Raw genomic sequence first — 16,330 nt, forward strand, 5'->3', positions numbered from 1 at the left:
TATGGCTATGCAATCACAAGATATTATCAAACGCTCCGCGACCAACACTCTTACTCCACCGCCGCATGCCCGGGATTTTCGTGCCGAAGTGGCAAAACTCATTGATGTCACGACCTGTATTGGCTGCAAAGGCTGTCAGGTAGCCTGCTCCGAATGGAACGACATCCGCGATGACGTCGGATATTGCAACGGTGTATATGACAACCCGACCGATCTCAGCGCTAAATCCTGGACTGTGATGCGTTTTAGCGAAACCACCCAGAATGACAAGCTGGAATGGTTGATCCGCAAAGATGGCTGTATGCATTGCGCAGATCCGGGCTGTCTTAAAGCCTGTCCGTCTGCAGGCGCAATCATCCAGTACGCCAACGGCATCGTCGATTTCCAGTCTGAGCACTGCATCGGTTGTGGTTACTGTATTGCCGGTTGCCCGTTTAATGTCCCGCGACTGAACCCTGAAGATAATCGTGTCTACAAATGTACGCTCTGTGTGGACAGGATCAGCGTCGGCCAGGAACCCGCCTGTGTGAAAACCTGCCCGACGGGTGCCATCCAGTTTGGCACCAAAAAAGAGATGCTGAACGTAGCGGAAACCCGTGTGGCACAACTTAAAAAACGCGGATATACCAACGCGGGTGTGTACAACCCGCAAGGGGTGGGCGGTACTCATGTGATGTATGTTTTGCACCATGCCGATCGGCCGGAGCTTTACCATAACCTACCGAACGATCCGCATATTGCTACCCCGGTGAATTTATGGAAAGGGATCCTCAAACCGCTCTCTGCTGCCGGATTTATCGCCACCTTTGCTGGGCTGATTTACCACTATGTAGGGATTGGGCCCAACAAAGAGACAGATGATGATGAGGAAAACACCCATGAGTAAAAGCAAAATGATCCTGAGAACGACGTTCATTGATCGTGCCTGTCACTGGACGGTCGTCATCAGCTTCTTTCTGGTCGCGCTTTCCGGTATCGCTCTGTTCTTCCCTACCCTGAAATGGTTGACCGAAACCTTTGGGACACCGCAGATGGGAAGGATATTGCATCCCTTCTTCGGCGTGCTGATCTTCGTCGTACTGATGTTTATGTTCGTCCGTTTTGTCCATCACAATATCCCTAATAAACAGGATCTTCCCTGGATTAAAGGCATTGTCGAGGTACTGAAAGGAAATGAACATAAAGTCGCGGATGTTGGGAAATATAATGCCGGACAGAAAATGATGTTCTGGAGCATCATGAGTCTGATCTTTGTACTACTGGTGACCGGTGTCATTATCTGGCGGCCTTACTTTACTCACTATTTCCCCATCGTCGTCGTTCGCTGGAGTTTATTGATTCATGCAACTGCAGCTATCGTGCTGATCCACGCCATTTTGATTCATATGTATATGGCGTTCTGGGTGAAAGGCTCCATCACCGGCATGATCGAAGGAAAAGTCAGTCGACGGTGGGCAAAGAAACATCATCCTCGCTGGTATCGTGAAGTTGAGGCTGCTGAAAAAGCAGTACAAGAAGAAAGCAAATGACATCCATGAATCTCAGGTTCTCATATCCGACAGAACGGTAAAAGTAAACCCAACCCTGAGCAGAAAAATGTGATTAACACCGTAGCGTCAGTTATTACTCTGGCGCTATTTTTTTCTCATTTTTTCTCATTTTTTCTCAACGGGATGTGTATCCCTGACAACAGGAAGAGTAATCGCTTGAACGAGATATTCCGCAAGAGAGACAAGGTGGCGCATACAGCGCCCGAAGCGATCCCGTTTTCAGGCTACCCGCGTGCCACCGTCTGGTTGAAAGGTATTTAAAGGTGAGAGATATACCCTCACCTTTCGTTATTATCATCTCATCCAGTGGATTATCAGAAATGATATTGTTCTGCGCATCGTTGTACTGCTATCACAATTAAAAAATTGACGACCAGTCAAAATTCGAAGAAGCCTCTAATGATTCAGGCCAGTGAGAAAAATACGATGGCGTAACTGGATTTTCCACCCTGTCAAGACTCGGTGTATAAGGTTTAAGATCTATAACCGGACTTCCATTGTTCGCGTCAATCCAGGATATAATCAGAATACCTTTATCTGAATCAATATCCATTATTTCTGCCGTCGTGAGTGCAATGGGGTTTGGTCTCTGAGGAGTGCGAGTCGCAAACACTCCCAACGTTTCCTCAGTATAAGGTGCTGACGTTATCATTTTCTGCCGAGATAAGGGATCATCACAGCCATCGCACCACCACAATACATTGATGTGGCTGAATCCGTCTAATCCTTTCAGACCATCGCGATAGGGAGGATTAAGCGCAATGATTATATCATCATTAATAACCTCAACTTTCCCTATAGCATCAATATATGTTCTCATAGCGTCTCCTTAACAAAAGTCATTTAAAATTACCTTTATGTTCAGATATGCCGTCGACGACACTGACAATCCTGAATTAACTTTCAAGCTATTGCAACAACCCAAAAAAAGAAGCGACCTTCTGTCGCGCCCTTGTTTAATCTGGCGGAAATGTAGAGCGTCTGACGCTGGAATCCATTCATTTTACTGTCTGCGCTGAGCGAGGAGCGGAATAAATCCTTTCATGCTTTTACGATATATCGACGATATAGCACAACATCTTATTGATACTGAATCAGCCTGCTGAAAATTCCGCTGTACGAACCCAGAGCGATTAGATATGTTATTTCTGATGTCATCCTGTCCTGGAGTAACGTATGCCTGAATACTGTTTTTTTAAAAGAGGGGCTCAAATTGCCGCCCTGGAAAGAACTGATGCGGAAAAAACTGCGCAACTTGCCAGAGACGGCTGGGAGAAGCTCTTTGAGGAAGTCCACGCGACCGATGCTAAAAGCGCACTTGCCAGACTCGCGGACATGCGCAAAGAGGAGATAACGACGGAGTACGCCTTTACTACGGGTTCCGTGTTCAGCAGCATCGTTACGGCTATTCTGAAATAGTTTCCAGGAGAAGCTTCGACTGCCCCTACAGCAACTCATCTCTTTGATAACACTCTCATTGACAGCGTTCTCTCCCGGCACAAATCCGACCCTCAATATGTGCTGCGCATCATCATGGCTGTCGCAGGACGGAGATCGGAGGTTCAAATCCTCTCGTGTTGACCAACATTCCCCTGGAAACCCGCCCTGATGGGCTGGCTTCTGATTATTCGCACTCATAAGCGTTGAATTCGATTCGAGTTAGGGGAAGGAATAATGTTACAATCCCGTTTTTTGCACAGCCGACCTTATTGCTTATGTGGCATCACTTCATTAAGTACACTTCCGTAGGCGTGATCAACACATTGATTCACTGGATAGTTTTTGCTATCTGCATCTACGCTTTTCATACCCATCAGGCGCTGGCTAATTTCCTGGGGTTCAGTGTTGCTGTGAGTTTCTCTTTTTATGCCAATGCCCGGTTTACCTTCAAGCAATCGACTACAACACGTCGCTATCTGCTGTATGTCGGGTTTATGGGCCTGCTCAGTATCCTGACGGGCTGGGGGGCAGAACAGTGCGGTTTCCCGCCGCTGGTGACGCTGGTTGCGTTCTCAGCCATTAGCCTTATCTGTGGATTTATCTATTCCAGATTCATTGTATTCAAGGACGCACGATGAAAATTTCACTGGTCGTTCCTGTCTTCAACGAAGAAGAAACCATTGGTCTTTTTTACAAGACGGTGCGCGAATACGACGCGCTGAAAGCGCATGACATCGAAATTGTGTTCATCAATGATGGCAGTACCGATGCAACGGAATCCATCATTAACGCTCTCGCCGTTGCCGATCCTCTTGTTGTCGCGCTTTCGTTTACGCGAAATTTTGGCAAGGAGCCGGCGCTGCTTGCCGGGCTCGACAATGCCAGTGGCGACGCCGTTATTCCGATGGATGTCGATCTCCAGGACCCTGTCGAAGTCCTTCCTCACCTGATCAAAAAATGGCAGGAAGGGGCGGACATTGTGCTGGCTAAACGTTCCGATCGCTCTGTCAATAGTCGCCTGAAGCGTAAAAGCGCCGAGTGGTTCTACAAGCTGCACAATAAAATCAGCACACCGCATATTGAAGAAAACGTCGGCGATTTTCGGCTGATGAGTCGTGAAGTGGTGGACAACATTAAACAAATGCCCGAACGAAATCTGTTCATGAAAGGGATTTTATCCTGGGTTGGCGGCAAAACCGACATCGTCCTCTACGCGCGCGCCACTCGCTGTGCCGGGAAGAGCAAATTTAACGGCTGGAAGCTGTGGAACCTCGCACTGGAAGGGATCACCTCTTTTTCCACCTTTCCTCTGCGTATCTGGACCTACATTGGTCTCGCGGTCGCCCTGGTTTCTTTCACCTACGGCGCGGGAATGGTAATAGATACGCTTCTGTGGGGAAATCCCGTGCGTGGCTATTCTTCCCTGATTGTGTCAATCCTGTTTCTGGGAGGCGTTCAGCTTATTGGTATTGGCGTACTGGGTGAGTATATCGGGCGAATCTATGTCGAAACCAAGCAGCGGCCTCGATACATCCTGAAAAAACGTAAAACGATGGGTCATGATTCAGACAAGGATAACTGATGTTAAAGCATGTTAATAAAAGCATTCTTTTAATTGCCTTTTTTGCAGTATTTGTCCTGGAGTGGTTCACCCCTATTCACTCCGATGATTACCGTTATGCCCTGCTCGGCATCTCATTTGATGCGCACCTGAATCACTACCTGACCTGGAGCGGGCGCGTCGTCGCTGATTATGTCAGCGCGCTGTTACTCGCCACCGAGTCTCGTTGGTTTGTCTCGACCATGACGGGCCTTGTCGTCGTCGCGTTCTGCTATTTCATTGTGAAAACCCCTACGGGCACGCTGAAATGGAAAAAACATGATGCATTGATTTTTACCCTTATTTTTCTGACCTTTTGGGTCGCTAACCCGAATATTGGACAAACGGTTTTCTGGATCGTTGGTAGCGCAAACTACCTGTGGACGAATCTGTTCGTCGCCGCATGGATATGGAACCTGTACCGCATACAACAACAGCGCGAAGCGCGGACGCACGTTGGAATGCTGTTGCTCGGACTGCTGGCAGGCTGCTCCAATGAAAGCGTCGCGCCTTTTGTCGTTGGCCTTGCACTGCTGGCTATTGTGTACGATTACTGGCAAGAGAAACGCATCATTGCGAATAAGATCGCTTACTTTTTATCCGCGCTGGTGGGTGCCAGTATTTTGATTTTCTCGCCAGGCAATTTTATTCGCGCCCAGGGTGCGCATACCGTCTGGTACAATAAATCGATCGCCGAAAGAATCACTATTCATCTGAGTGAGCGCTTTTTTAACCACCTGGCGCTGGTATGGATTTCTTATGTGGTGCTGGTTTTACTGGCGATACTTTTGTTCGCGGCGAAACGACAGGGACATCGCATTAAAAGTGCCAATCTCGGTATGGCCGGATTAATGCTGCTGGTGGGACTGGGGACCTCTTTTATCATGGTGGCCTCCCCGTCGTATCCCGACCGGGTCATGCTGTCGACATTTTTATTCTTCCTGCTGGCCCTCTCTTTCCTCGCGAGGGAAGTCGTTACGGTAGCCGGTCCCAGGGTCATGAATGGCGTCTATGCCGTTACGGGCCTGATGGCTGCGGTATTCATCTGGTCATACTCCTTAATGTATGCCGCTTATACGCGCGTTTATCAGCAAGATTTTGTCCGTGTGAGTATCGTTAAGAGCCAACTCAGTCAGGGGCACAAGGACTTTACCGTGCCTGATTTCCACTTTTTGAAGATGCAAAACAGCGGGGGTCATTTCGGTTTCTTTCACGATCCGCAGGTTTATGGCCGTTATTTTGGCGCAGAGAATGTGGAAAAGGAAAAGGTTAACTTCGATTACTCCGTGTTGGCAAACGGCAAGCAACAAGCGCTCAGCGGCGATACCACAGCCTGGTTCAATAACCGCGGCGATTTCATGCTGGTGAGCAAACGTCCGTTAACCGGCACCGTACAGGTGAAGACCGCATTGTCCGACACGTCGCTCTCGCTTGCGCGTTTTAGCGTCGCAAAAATCAACGATGAATACTGGTATTTCAGCGCGATACCCGAGGAAGACGTGGCTCACGTCGCGCTACTGCCCTAATCACATCGCCTCTCATGACGATGAGAGGCTCCCCCTCCCCCCTTTTCCCGGCAGGTTTTACTTCTTACCCATGCGTAATCTGGGGTAATATTTCACCCTCTTATCGATGCGGTGAATCTGGACGATTCCTGATCGAATAACAATAATGATTCTAATAAAACATCGGGAGCTAACTATGCCTGAAGCAACGCCTTTTCAGGTGCTGATAGTAGATGACCACCCTCTTATGCGTCGTGGTATCCGTCAGTTACTGGAACTGGATCCGACATTCGAGGTGGTTGCCGAAGCGGGCGATGGCGCAACGGCGATTGATCTGGCAAACCGTCTCGATCTGGATTTGATCCTGCTTGATCTGAATATGAAAGGGCTGAGCGGTCTGGATACGTTGAACGCCCTGCGCCGCGATGGGATCACAGCGCAGATTATCATTCTCACCGTCTCGGATGCGGCCAGTGACATTTATGCCCTGATTGATGCAGGTGCAGACGGCTATCTGTTAAAAGACAGCGATCCGGAAGTCCTGCTGGACGCTATTCGCACGGGTGCCAACGGCGGTCAGGTTTTCAGTGAACGCGTCAGTGATTATCTGCGCGAGCGCGAAATGTTTGGTGAGGAGGACGATCCGTTCAGCATACTGACCGAGCGTGAGCTGGATGTCCTGCACGAACTGGCACAGGGACTGTCCAACAAGCAGATTGCCTCGGTCCTCAACATCTCCGAACAAACCGTGAAGGTGCATATCCGCAACCTGCTGCGCAAGCTCAACGTACGCTCGCGCGTTGCCGCCACCATTCTGTTTTTACAAACCCGCGGGCTACAGTAATTCAACAACACGCGGCCGGAGCGTTCAGTCCGGCCACGTGGTTACTCACTTTTTGGTGATAAGTGCTGCATTGCCTGCGCAATACTGCGCTCAATCACCGCACGACGCGTATCGTTCGCTGGCAGCATCTTCAGCATCATTTCCCAGGCCGCCACCGCGTCGCCAAAACGTTCCTGCTCGTAGGCATTGAAGGCGTACATGCTCAGGACCCGCACATTGGCGTGATCGCGACGGACCAGCTCTCGCAACAACTCCCCTCCACGACGGTTATCATCAGGATCAGAAGAGCGGGTTAGCGCTTCAGCATAGCCCAGCGCCGCATCGCTGTTCTTCGGATCGAGTCGATAGGCGTTAGCATATGCCTCGGTAGCGGTACTGGCATTGCCGAGTACCATGCCGATCCGCCCCAGCATGATCCAGCCTTCCACGTTCGTCGCATCACTTTGCAGACGGGTACGCAGCCCCAGCGCCAGACGCGTCATCTCTTCCTCATCCAGCGGCTGCGCTTTTGGATCCAGCGCGCGCTCCAGCAGGGCCGGGCTTTGTGCCGTCGCCTGCTGCCAGATTACCACCTGCTTATAGCTCCCGGTCTGGTAATAACTGACTGCACTTACAATGACGGCAATCACAATACCCGGCAGATAAACCGCCAGCCCGGCGCGTTTGCCCTGCGCTAACGTCATCTCGTCCGGGAACACCTCCTGTTTCAGGCGTACCCGTCGACGCGAGCGGGCAACGATAATCCAGCCACCGGCACCAATTGCCGCTACCGGGAGCACCCACAGCAGAATAGTCAGCGGTGTCAGCGGCGGATCATAGGTGACGAAGTTGCCATAGCGCGCCACCATGTAGTCGACTATCTCTTTCTGACTTTTCCCTTCCTGCATCAGTTCATACACTTTCTGCCGCAGGTCGGTCGCAATCATTGAATTGGAATCCGCGATGCTGTTGTTCTGGCATTTCGGACAGCGCAGTTGTTCGGTTAACTGGCGGAACTGTTGCTCCTGGGCTTCATCCTTAAACTGCATCACATCAATGGTGGCCAGCGCGTTGGCAGAAAGCAGCAGCATCAGCACACTCAGCAGAATTCTCATTGCGCGGCCTCCTTGCTGTATTTCTCCCACAGCGGCTTGATTTCACTCTCCCAGACGCGGGCGTTCAGATCCCCGGCATGGCGATAGCGAATAATGCCTTTACCGTCGATCAGAAACGTTTCCGGCGCGCCATAGACCCCCAGATCCAGGCCCAGCATGCCGTCGCCGTCAAACAGGCTCAGCGCGTAGGGATTACCCAGCTCTTTCAGCCAGACGATGGCTTTCTGGCGGTCGTCCTTATAGTTCAGCCCCACCACGCGAATCCCCTGTGCCGACAACTGGTTCAGATACTGATGCTCAGCGCGACAGGTCGGGCACCACGTCGCCCAGACGTTGAGTAAGACCGGTTTGCCCTGGGTCAGCACGTCCGCCTCATAATGCTTACCGGGGTTTTCCAGAGACTCGAGTCGAAAGGTCGGCACCGGTTTACCAATCAGTGCCGATTCCAGATTCGTCGGCGTGTCGCCTTCTGCGTTGCGCGCCAGTTGCCACAGCAACGCCGCGGCAATCACGAGGAAAATCACAAAGGGAATCAAAAGTACGTTGCGCTTCATACCGCCTCCGACGCCGATTTTTGCGGTTGTACGCGTTTGCGATAACGTGGGTCAAACAGACACAACAGCCCACCCAGCGCCATCAATATTCCACCCGCCCAGATCCAGCGAATAAACGGTTTGTAATACAGACGAACGGCCCACGCGCCGTTATCCAGTTCTTCGCCGAGCGCCGCGTACAGATCGCGGGTGATCCCGCCGTCAATCGCCGCTTCCGTCATCATCGAACTGGTGCTGTTATAGAACCGTTTTTCGGCGTGCAGCGTCGCTTCTGCTTTGCCATCACGGGTCACGCCGATAATTGCCACGCCACCGCGATAGTTGGGGCCAGTGATATCCTTCACTTCACGGAAGGTGAAGCGATATTCATGAATATCGACGCTATCGCCGGCCTTCATGCGGACATCGCGCTCGACGCTGTAGTTCTGACTGAAGGCGATCCCGACAATCGTCACCGCCAGGCCGACGTGCCCGGCCACCATCCCGCAGTAGCTGAGCGTCATTTTTGTACCACGCGATATACGCTGCGCAAGCTCCGCCATCGCCAGCACAAACACCCAGCAGGCCATTGCCAGCCCGACAACCGTCATGGCGACAATCTTGCTCTCAAACAGCCACGGCAGCAGCAGAGAGAGCCCAAAAGTGCTGACCAGCGCGATGACCAGCAACCGTTGCAATTTACGCGGTCGATCGCGTCCCCAGCGGACCAGCGGGCCAATGCCCAGCAGCAGGGCAAACGGCGCCATCAGCCAGGTAAACATGGTATTAAAGAACGGTTCGCCGATGGAAATACTCCCCAGCCCGAGCTGCTTATGCACCAGTGGGAGCAGTGTTCCCAGCAGCACCACCAGCATGGCGGCAATCAGCAGCACGTTGTTACCAAGCAGCAACGATTCGCGTGACCAGAGGGCGTTATTCACCCTGGAGCGGACCTTATGCCCTCGCGTGGCAAACAGCAGCAGCGAGCCGCCGATCACCAGCACCATGAAGGCCAAAATGAACATCCCGCGGGACGGGTCGGAAGCAAACGCATGCACCGATACCAGCACGCCCGAGCGTACAAGGAACGTCCCCAACAGACAGAGCGAGAACGCACAGATGGAGAGCAGCAGCGTCCACGCTTTGAAACTACCGCGCTGTTCAGTGACCGCCAGCGAGTGCATCAGCGCGGTGCCCACCAGCCACGGCATAAACGAGGCGTTTTCCACCGGGTCCCAGAACCACCAGCCGCCCCAGCCGAGTTCGTAGTAAGCCCATGCCGAGCCCAGCACGATCCCTAGCGTCAGAAAAACCCACGCGGCCAGCGTCCACGGACGCGAAAAACGGGCAAAGGTGCTGTCCAGACGACCGCTCATCAACGCCGCGATAGCGAACGCGAAGGCGACTGAGAAACCCACATAGCCCATATACAGCAGCGGCGGATGGAAGATCAGTCCCGGATCCTGCAACAATGGATTCAGATCGCGCCCTTCAATCGGGAAATCCGGCAGCGTGCGGGCAAAGGGGTTGGAGGTAAACAGAATGAATAACAGGAAACCGACGCTGACCATCCCCATCACCGCGAGCACGCGGGCGACGATATCCAGCGGCATCCGCTGAGAAAACAGCGCGACGGCAAACGTCCAGCCGCTCATCAGCAACACCCAGAGCAGCAGCGAGCCTTCATGCGCGCCCCAGGTGGCCGCGACGCGATACCAGACGGGCAGTTGCGTGTTGGAGTTACTGGCGACATAGAGCACGGTAAAATCATTCACCACAAAGGCGTTGATCAGCACCATGAAGGCCCCCATCACCAGGATGAACAGCAGCCAGGCGAAGGGTCTTGCCGATGCCATCATCCGCGCGTCGCCGCGTGCCACACCCCATAGCGGATAGACTGAGAGTAACAACGCAACGCCGAGAGCCAGGCATAACAGCGCATTGCCAATTTCAGGCATCATGATGTCTTATCCTTATTGACGCTTGCCGGGCGACGATGGTTTTCCTGCATCGCTTTTTCGACTTCCGGCGGCGTGTAATTCTCATCATGCTTGGCGAGAACTTCTTTCGCGAGGATGTGATTTTTCTCGCCGAGTTCCCCCTGCACCACCACGCCCTGCCCTTCACGGAACAGGTCCGGCAGGATGCCTTCGTAGGTGACATCCACCACGCCTTCGGCGTCATAGATGCTGAAATTCACCTTCAGCGAGTTCGGATCGCGTTTCACGCTGCCGGGCATAACCATGCCGCCCACCCGCAGCCGCTGGCCCACTTCCGGCATCTGCTGCGTCTCGCGTTTACCGTAGATAATCTCACCTGGCGTATAGAACAGGTCGATGTTGGCGCGCAGCGCGTAAAGCACCAGCGTAATCGTCAGTGCTAATCCAACGAGTACGCCGCAGGCAATCCATAAACGGTTCTTACGTCGAATATTCACGCCGCCTCCCGTTCTGTCTGCGCCGCACGCAGGCGGGCTTCACGCGCCCGTTGTCGGGAAACATCACGCAAGATGGCGCGATGCTGCGTCACGGTATGAATAACCAGTACCGCCAGCGGGATGATGCTCAGCGCCACGGCCAGCCAGACGTAAAAGGCGTAGCCGCCCATCGCAAAAAATTCACTCCAGGATGCAAATGCAGTGGTCATTGGCGGCCCCTTTTTAAAATCAGTTCACTCACCCACGGGCGACGTTTTTCCATCATCAGAATCAGGTTACGCATGCGCATCAGCGACAGCGTGATGAACAGCAGCAGGTAGCCGATAATCGCCAACCGCAGCGGCGTACGCATAGCCGGGTCAATGCTTTGCTGCATGCGGGTTGAGCCCTGATGCAGCGTGTTCCACCACTCCACCGAATAGTGAATGATCGGCAGGTTCACCACGCCAATCAGCACCAGGATCCCTGCTGCGCGCCCTGCCATTTTACGGTCGTCAAACGCATGCCACAGGGCAATCGCGCCAACGTAGAGAAACAGCAGCACCAGTTCCGAAGTCAGCCGCGCATCCCATACCCACCAGGTGCCCCACATCGGTTTGCCCCAGGCAGAGCCGGTAACCAGCGCAATAAATGTAAACACCGCACCAATCGGCGCCATCGCGGCCAGCGCCAGGTTCGCCATTTTCATCTGCCAGACCAGGCCGATAAACGCCGCCACCGCCATCGAGGCATAAATCCCCATTGACCAGATTGCTGCCGGGACATGCAGATAAATAATGCGGTAGCTCTGCCCCTGCTGGTAATCCGCGGGTGCAAAACCGAATCCCCAGATCCAACCCGTAGCCAGCACCAGTACACTGGCGACGGCCAGCCACGGCACGAAATAGCCACAAAGCTGATACAGCCGTGGGGGCATAGCCAGTTGATGAAGTGTTTTCCACATAATTCCGTCACCAGACTCAAACGAATGAAGTTACCGTCATGCCGGATGGCGGCTGACGCCTTATCCGGCCTACATACTGCATACTCTGCCCCTGTAGGCCTGATAAGCGCAGCGCCATCAGGCAACCGGTGGAGAGCGGCTAACGCCTTATCCGGCCTACATACTGCACACTCTGTCCCTGTAGGCCTGATAAGCGCAGCGCCATCAGGCAACAGGTGGAGAGCGGCTAACGCCTTATCCGGCCTACATACTGCACACTCTGTCCCTGTAGACCTGATATACGCAGCGCCATCAGGCAACCGGTGGATAGCGGCTAACGCCTTATCCGGTCTACATACTGCACACTCTGTCCCTGTAGGCCTGATAAGCGCAGCGCCATCAGGCAACAGGTGGAGAGCGGCTAACGCCTTATCCGGCCTACATACTGCACACTCTGTCCCTGTAGGACTGATAAGCGCAGCGCCATCAGGCAACGCATTACTGCAAACTAATGCGTAACGCTGCCGCCGTCGCAAAAGGACTCAACGTCGCGCTACCCGCCAGTAACGCGCCTAAAATCGCCATGTATCCATCCACAGGAAGATGCATGGATGCCGCATCCATCGCGGCGGTAGCAAAAATCAACAACGGGATAGTCAACGGCAGCACCAGTACGCTCAGCAACACGCCGCCGCGCTTTAGCCCAACCGTTAAGCCCACCCCCGGTGCGCCGAGAAAGCTCAGCGTCGGCGTCCCCAGCAGCAAGGTCAGCGCCATAATTTTCCAGCCGTAGATGTCCATCCCCAGCAGCAGCGCCACCAGCGGAGAGAGGATCAACAGCGGCAAACCGGTGACCATCCAGTGGGCCATAACTTTTGCCAGCACCACCATCGGTAACGGGATCGGCAGCAGCATCAGTTGCTCAAGGCTGCCGTCCTGCAGGTCATCGCGAAACAGTCGCTCCAGCGCCAGCAGCGAAGCCAGCAGCGCAGCGACCCAGATAATGCCCGGCGCAATGCGTGCCAGCAGCTGCGGTTCCGGGCCAATACTCAGCGGGAACAGCGTAATGACAATCAGGAAGAACCACAGCGGATTGGCAATTTCCGCGCTATGGCGAAAAGCCACGCGCAGTTCAAGACGAAAGATACGCCACATCATTGCCCTACCCTCTCGTGAGTTAGCGCAATCCGGCGAATGCGGTCCGTGGCGACGTTCAACGGCTGGTGGGTGGTGAGGATGACAATCCCCCCCTCTTCAGTATGCTGCGCCATCCGCTGCGTCAGGCGTTCAACGCCGTTCACATCAATAGCGGTAAAGGGTTCGTCGAGGATCCAGAGCGTAGCGCGAGTCAGCCAGAGACGCGCTAACGCCACCCGGCGCTGCTGTCCGGCAGAGAGCTGATTGACAGGGATATCTTCGTATCCGGCGAGGCCAGCCTGCGCCAGCGCCGCGAGACATTTTGCGCTGTCACCGTCCTGGTGGAAAAAACGCAGGTTCTCCAACGCCGTCAGCCGGGTTTTGATCCCCGGCTGATGTCCAATCCACAACAAATTTTGATGGTAGCTGTCCCGTACACGATGCAGCGGTTGTGCTTGCCAGCATACCTCCCCGGCATCAGGGCGAGAGAGTCCCGTCAGCAATCGCAACAGGGTGGTTTTCCCCGCGCCATTGCCCCCGGTAACTTGTATCCACTCCCCTGCGTTGACCTGGAACGACAAATCGCTAAACAGGACTCGTTCATCCCGCTCGCAGAGGAGCTTTCTGGCTTCAAGCATGCTACCCACTCATTACCACCCCGTCAGAAGCCCGGTTTGACTTCGCGCATATCGGGGAGCTTATGCGCAATCCCTTTATGGCAATCAATACAGGTTTGCCCGTCTTTCACCGCCTGATCGTGCATTTTCGCGGCGACACTCTTCTGGGCCGTTAAGTCCATGAATTCAAAGTTGTGACAGTTACGACACTCCTGAGAATTGTTATCTTTCATTCTTCGCCATTCATTCTGCGCCATCGTCAGGCGATGCGCTTCGAACTTCTGCGGTGTATCGATAAGCCCCAACGCTTTGGCATATAACTCTTTGCTGGCTTTGATCTTACGGATCATTTTCGGCACAAACTCGTGCGGTACGTGGCAGTCAGGACAGGTCGCGCGTACACCGCTACGGTTGTTGTAGTGCACGGTTTCCATGTATTCCTGATACACCGTGTTGCGCATTTCGTGGCAGCTAATGCAGAACTCTTCGGTGTTGGCTTTTTCCATCCCGGTGTTAAATCCACCCCAGAAAATAATCCCGCCGACGAACCCGATTAACAGCAGCGTACCCAGCGCCAGGCGACTGGGGCGACGCCACCATTGCCAGAGGCGCTTAATCCGGCCTGGTTTACGGTTAGAATTTTCCATAATGACCTCTTATTTCCCGTAACCTTTCGATGGGGTAAAGGTGTTACCCACAATCGGCGGGGCGTCAGTCTGCGGCACATGGCACTGCAAACAGAAATAACGACGCGGCGCCACTTCGGCCAGCACTTTGCCGTCGCTGTCCATAAAGTGAGTTGGACTAATACGCGGCGCGCCGGTGGTACGATAGCTTTCGACACCGTGGCATTGCAGACAGCGGTTGGTATTCGTGGTCACCTGGTAACCATCGACGCTATGGGGAATCATCGGCGGCTGATTCACGTAGTTCAGCGGCATACGCTCCTGCTCTTTGTGCATGCGAATCGCCCCTTCCTGTGTCCCTGACACTTCCGGAGACTGGTTAAGATCCACTCCGTTTGCCGCCCAAACCGCACCGCTCACCACCAGGGCCAGCAGGGCTGTCCATTGACACAGCGCTTTCTTCAGGTCATGGCTTTTCATGATTTCGCTCCCGAACTCCATCGTGTAGTTATTGTAAATACGTCCTCAGAACAGACATCCACGCAGCGACCGCAGGCCATGCAATCGCGACTGGTGACCTGCACCGGGCTTTGCTCATCCAGCACCGGGGCACGTAACACATGCGGTTCCGGGCAAACATGAAAACAGTCCATACAGCGGTTACATTTCTGTCGGTCTTTTGCCGCAACGGTTAACACGCCCTGGCTACCCAGCACGCCATACAGTGCGCCTAAAGGACAAAGATGCCCGCACCAGCCGTGTTCAACGACCAGCAAATCAAATAAAAACAGAGCGATAATCAGCAGTGCGCCGCTACCGAATCCCATCACCAGGCTACGCCCCAGCAGTGAAACAGGGTTAATCCATTCCCACAGTAGCGTCCCGGTCAGCGCTGAACCCACCAGCACAATAACCAGAAGTACGTACCGTATATGACGTGGAATGGTTGCGGACTGATTCAGGTCAAACCTTCTACGTAGCCAGGCCGCAAAATCGGTAATCGGGTTCAGCGGGCAGACCCAACTGCAAAACAATCGCTTTCCTGCCAGGGCATACAGCGCCGTAATAATCGCCGCGCCCGTGAGTCCCACCGCGGCGGGCAGATGACCGCTCGCCAGGCTTTGCAGGGTAATCAACGGATCCGTCAGCGGGATCGTATCCAGTAGCAAGCTACTGGTGTAGTTCCCGTGCAGGATCCATACGCCAAACCACGGACCGCTCAGAAACATTCCCAGCACGATAAACTGACTGAGACGGCGGAAGATCAGCCAGCGGTGACTCCGCCACATGCCTTTTTTCGCCTGCGCTTCGCGCCCGGCGTCACGCTTACGATTTGCCATCGTTCCCCTCCAGCCAGCCGAAGCGGTAATGGTGACCCAACTCCCCTTTCGCCAGCGTCAGCGGCAACACTTTTATCGCCGGCTGTTCAAGCACGCAGACTTTTTCACATTTACCGCAACCCGTGCAGGCATCGCTGTGAACGGTGGGGATAAATCGCGCATGTTTGCCGGTTCGCATGTTGCGATCCAGTTCCAGCGTGATGGCCTCATCGATTTTTGGGCACTCGCGGTAGCAGACGTCACAGCGTAAGCCCTGGAAGTTCAGGCAGTTTTCCTGATCCAACAGAACCGCCAGCCCCATCCGCGAATCATCAATGGAGGCAATCTCCCGGTCCAGCGCCCCGCTGGGGCACACTTTGGCGCACGGAATGTCTTCGCACATTTCGCACGGGATATCGCGGGCAACAAAATACGGCGTACCGGCCGACAAGCCCGACGCGAGCGTCGCCAGTTTTAAGGTGTCATACGGACATGCCTGAACGCACTGCCCGCAGCGCACACAGGCGCTGGCAAAGGCGTTCTCGTTCACGGCACCAGGCGGGCGCAACCGCACGCCCGTAGCTCGTGCGGTTTGCTGCTGTAACCCCAGCGCCACGCCAACGGCAGCCAGTCCACCCACTGTGCGTACAACATCGCGCAGAAAGCGGCGGCGGCCGTTTTGGGGTTTCGCTGACCGGGACATGGC

At 54.0% G+C, this 16,330-nt stretch carries 20 protein-coding genes; 7 read left to right on the forward strand and 13 right to left on the reverse strand.

All coding sequences use genetic code 11. The features are described 5' to 3' along the window. Position 1: 1 nt before the first annotated feature. Positions 2–886, forward strand: a complete 885-nt coding sequence (gene fdxH, locus QQZ17_RS22930) for a formate dehydrogenase subunit beta (RefSeq protein ID WP_152403506.1) — start codon at positions 2–4, stop codon at positions 884–886. Further along, positions 879–1,529, forward strand: coding sequence for a formate dehydrogenase-N subunit gamma (fdnI, locus tag QQZ17_RS22935; protein WP_152403504.1), 651 nt, complete (start codon positions 879–881; stop codon positions 1,527–1,529). Before fdxH ends, fdnI begins: the two co-directional genes overlap by 8 nt. Positions 1,530–1,908: 379 nt before the next feature. Here fdnI and QQZ17_RS22940 read toward each other — a convergent pair whose 3' ends face one another. Continuing rightward, positions 1,909–2,370 (reverse strand): SAM-dependent methyltransferase, encoded by a 462-nt coding sequence (locus QQZ17_RS22940; protein WP_152403502.1) that lies wholly within the window; start codon positions 2,368–2,370, stop codon positions 1,909–1,911. A 356-nt stretch (positions 2,371–2,726) separates the two neighbouring features. On the opposite strand from QQZ17_RS22940, the gene QQZ17_RS22945 reads away from it, so the two are divergent. The 5 genes from QQZ17_RS22945 to narP all read left to right on the forward strand — a co-directional run bounded on the left by QQZ17_RS22945 (position 2,727) and on the right by narP (position 6,939). After that, positions 2,727–2,969 (forward strand): hypothetical protein, encoded by a 243-nt coding sequence (locus QQZ17_RS22945; protein WP_152403500.1) that lies wholly within the window; start codon positions 2,727–2,729, stop codon positions 2,967–2,969. Positions 2,970–3,265: 296 nt separating this feature from the next. Beyond that, positions 3,266–3,628 (forward strand): GtrA family protein, encoded by a 363-nt coding sequence (locus QQZ17_RS22950; protein WP_044326632.1) that lies wholly within the window; start codon positions 3,266–3,268, stop codon positions 3,626–3,628. Then, positions 3,625–4,572, forward strand: a complete 948-nt coding sequence (locus QQZ17_RS22955; RefSeq protein ID WP_152403498.1) for a glycosyltransferase family 2 protein — start codon at positions 3,625–3,627, stop codon at positions 4,570–4,572. The genes QQZ17_RS22950 and QQZ17_RS22955 overlap by 4 nt, the downstream gene beginning before the upstream one ends. Further along, on the forward strand, positions 4,572–6,116 hold the full coding sequence (locus QQZ17_RS22960; protein WP_152403496.1) for a DUF6056 family protein: 1,545 nt from the start codon (positions 4,572–4,574) through the stop codon (positions 6,114–6,116). The genes QQZ17_RS22955 and QQZ17_RS22960 overlap by 1 nt, the downstream gene beginning before the upstream one ends. 175 nt (positions 6,117–6,291) lie before the next feature. Beyond that, positions 6,292–6,939, forward strand: coding sequence for a nitrate/nitrite response regulator protein NarP (gene narP, locus QQZ17_RS22965; RefSeq protein ID WP_152403494.1), 648 nt, complete (start codon positions 6,292–6,294; stop codon positions 6,937–6,939). A 41-nt stretch (positions 6,940–6,980) separates the two neighbouring features. Here the strand turns inward: narP and QQZ17_RS22970 are convergent, their stop codons facing one another. From QQZ17_RS22970 to napG, 12 genes are all read right to left on the reverse strand, one after another. Then, positions 6,981–8,033: a cytochrome c-type biogenesis protein CcmH gene (locus QQZ17_RS22970; protein WP_152403492.1), complete on the reverse strand. Its 1,053-nt coding sequence runs from the start codon at positions 8,031–8,033 to the stop codon at positions 6,981–6,983. Then, the gene (gene dsbE / locus QQZ17_RS22975) at positions 8,030–8,587 is read right to left on the reverse strand and encodes a thiol:disulfide interchange protein DsbE (RefSeq protein WP_152403490.1); all 558 of its coding nucleotides are present in this window, start codon (positions 8,585–8,587) and stop codon (positions 8,030–8,032) included. Before dsbE ends, QQZ17_RS22970 begins: the two co-directional genes overlap by 4 nt. Continuing rightward, the gene (locus QQZ17_RS22980; RefSeq protein WP_152403487.1) at positions 8,584–10,527 is read right to left on the reverse strand and encodes a heme lyase CcmF/NrfE family subunit; all 1,944 of its coding nucleotides are present in this window, start codon (positions 10,525–10,527) and stop codon (positions 8,584–8,586) included. The genes dsbE and QQZ17_RS22980 overlap by 4 nt, the downstream gene beginning before the upstream one ends. Next, positions 10,524–11,003 (reverse strand): cytochrome c maturation protein CcmE, encoded by a 480-nt coding sequence (gene ccmE, locus QQZ17_RS22985; RefSeq protein ID WP_152403485.1) that lies wholly within the window; start codon positions 11,001–11,003, stop codon positions 10,524–10,526. Before ccmE ends, QQZ17_RS22980 begins: the two co-directional genes overlap by 4 nt. Further along, positions 11,000–11,212 carry a heme exporter protein CcmD gene (gene ccmD / locus QQZ17_RS22990; protein ID WP_152403483.1) on the reverse strand — a complete coding sequence of 71 codons (213 nt, stop codon included), beginning with the start codon at positions 11,210–11,212 and terminating at the stop codon, positions 11,000–11,002. The genes ccmE and ccmD overlap by 4 nt, the downstream gene beginning before the upstream one ends. After that, entirely contained in the window at positions 11,209–11,946 is a 738-nt protein-coding gene (locus QQZ17_RS22995) for a heme ABC transporter permease (RefSeq protein ID WP_152403481.1), read from the reverse strand. Before QQZ17_RS22995 ends, ccmD begins: the two co-directional genes overlap by 4 nt. A 477-nt stretch (positions 11,947–12,423) precedes the next feature. Next, positions 12,424–13,083, reverse strand: a complete 660-nt coding sequence (gene ccmB / locus QQZ17_RS23000; RefSeq protein WP_042317911.1) for a heme exporter protein CcmB — start codon at positions 13,081–13,083, stop codon at positions 12,424–12,426. Beyond that, positions 13,080–13,700, reverse strand: a complete 621-nt coding sequence (ccmA, locus tag QQZ17_RS23005) for a cytochrome c biogenesis heme-transporting ATPase CcmA (protein WP_152403478.1) — start codon at positions 13,698–13,700, stop codon at positions 13,080–13,082. The genes ccmB and ccmA overlap by 4 nt, the downstream gene beginning before the upstream one ends. 23 nt (positions 13,701–13,723) lie before the next feature. Further along, positions 13,724–14,326 carry a cytochrome c-type protein NapC gene (napC, locus tag QQZ17_RS23010; protein ID WP_046481706.1) on the reverse strand — a complete coding sequence of 201 codons (603 nt, stop codon included), beginning with the start codon at positions 14,324–14,326 and terminating at the stop codon, positions 13,724–13,726. A 9-nt stretch (positions 14,327–14,335) separates the two neighbouring features. Continuing rightward, positions 14,336–14,785, reverse strand: coding sequence for a nitrate reductase cytochrome c-type subunit (gene napB / locus QQZ17_RS23015; protein ID WP_094465596.1), 450 nt, complete (start codon positions 14,783–14,785; stop codon positions 14,336–14,338). Beyond that, entirely contained in the window at positions 14,782–15,645 is an 864-nt protein-coding gene (gene napH, locus QQZ17_RS23020; RefSeq protein WP_152403476.1) for a quinol dehydrogenase ferredoxin subunit NapH, read from the reverse strand. The genes napB and napH overlap by 4 nt, the downstream gene beginning before the upstream one ends. Next, positions 15,632–16,327 (reverse strand): ferredoxin-type protein NapG, encoded by a 696-nt coding sequence (gene napG / locus QQZ17_RS23025; protein ID WP_152403473.1) that lies wholly within the window; start codon positions 16,325–16,327, stop codon positions 15,632–15,634. The genes napH and napG overlap by 14 nt, the downstream gene beginning before the upstream one ends. Positions 16,328–16,330: the final 3 nt, after the last annotated feature.

The organism is Citrobacter sp. T1.2D-1, assembly GCF_950098555.1.
GTDB classification, from domain to species: Bacteria; Pseudomonadota; Gammaproteobacteria; order Enterobacterales; family Enterobacteriaceae; genus Citrobacter_A; species Citrobacter_A telavivensis.

Excerpts from the sequence above, each read along its gene's own strand:
- dsbE (WP_152403490.1), bottom strand. The coding sequence starts at position 8,587 with ATGAAGCGCAACGTACTTTTGATTCCCTTTGTGATTTTCCTCGTGATT.
- QQZ17_RS22995 (WP_152403481.1), bottom strand. The coding sequence starts at position 11,946 with ATGTGGAAAACACTTCATCAACTGGCTATGCCCCCACGGCTGTATCAG.
- QQZ17_RS22940 (WP_152403502.1), bottom strand. The coding sequence starts at position 2,370 with ATGAGAACATATATTGATGCTATAGGGAAAGTTGAGGTTATTAATGAT.
- QQZ17_RS22980 (WP_152403487.1), bottom strand. The coding sequence starts at position 10,527 with ATGATGCCTGAAATTGGCAATGCGCTGTTATGCCTGGCTCTCGGCGTT.
- fdxH (WP_152403506.1), top strand. The coding sequence starts at position 2 with ATGGCTATGCAATCACAAGATATTATCAAACGCTCCGCGACCAACACT.
- QQZ17_RS22955 (WP_152403498.1), top strand. The coding sequence starts at position 3,625 with ATGAAAATTTCACTGGTCGTTCCTGTCTTCAACGAAGAAGAAACCATT.
- QQZ17_RS22945 (WP_152403500.1), top strand. The coding sequence starts at position 2,727 with ATGCCTGAATACTGTTTTTTTAAAAGAGGGGCTCAAATTGCCGCCCTG.
- ccmA (WP_152403478.1), bottom strand. The coding sequence starts at position 13,700 with ATGCTTGAAGCCAGAAAGCTCCTCTGCGAGCGGGATGAACGAGTCCTG.
- napG (WP_152403473.1), bottom strand. The coding sequence starts at position 16,327 with ATGTCCCGGTCAGCGAAACCCCAAAACGGCCGCCGCCGCTTTCTGCGC.
- napH (WP_152403476.1), bottom strand. The coding sequence starts at position 15,645 with ATGGCAAATCGTAAGCGTGACGCCGGGCGCGAAGCGCAGGCGAAAAAA.
- QQZ17_RS22950 (WP_044326632.1), top strand. The coding sequence starts at position 3,266 with ATGTGGCATCACTTCATTAAGTACACTTCCGTAGGCGTGATCAACACA.
- QQZ17_RS22970 (WP_152403492.1), bottom strand. The coding sequence starts at position 8,033 with ATGAGAATTCTGCTGAGTGTGCTGATGCTGCTGCTTTCTGCCAACGCG.
- napC (WP_046481706.1), bottom strand. The coding sequence starts at position 14,326 with ATGGAAAATTCTAACCGTAAACCAGGCCGGATTAAGCGCCTCTGGCAA.
- napB (WP_094465596.1), bottom strand. The coding sequence starts at position 14,785 with ATGAAAAGCCATGACCTGAAGAAAGCGCTGTGTCAATGGACAGCCCTG.
- narP (WP_152403494.1), top strand. The coding sequence starts at position 6,292 with ATGCCTGAAGCAACGCCTTTTCAGGTGCTGATAGTAGATGACCACCCT.
- ccmD (WP_152403483.1), bottom strand. The coding sequence starts at position 11,212 with ATGACCACTGCATTTGCATCCTGGAGTGAATTTTTTGCGATGGGCGGC.
- fdnI (WP_152403504.1), top strand. The coding sequence starts at position 879 with ATGAGTAAAAGCAAAATGATCCTGAGAACGACGTTCATTGATCGTGCC.
- ccmB (WP_042317911.1), bottom strand. The coding sequence starts at position 13,083 with ATGATGTGGCGTATCTTTCGTCTTGAACTGCGCGTGGCTTTTCGCCAT.
- QQZ17_RS22960 (WP_152403496.1), top strand. The coding sequence starts at position 4,572 with ATGTTAAAGCATGTTAATAAAAGCATTCTTTTAATTGCCTTTTTTGCA.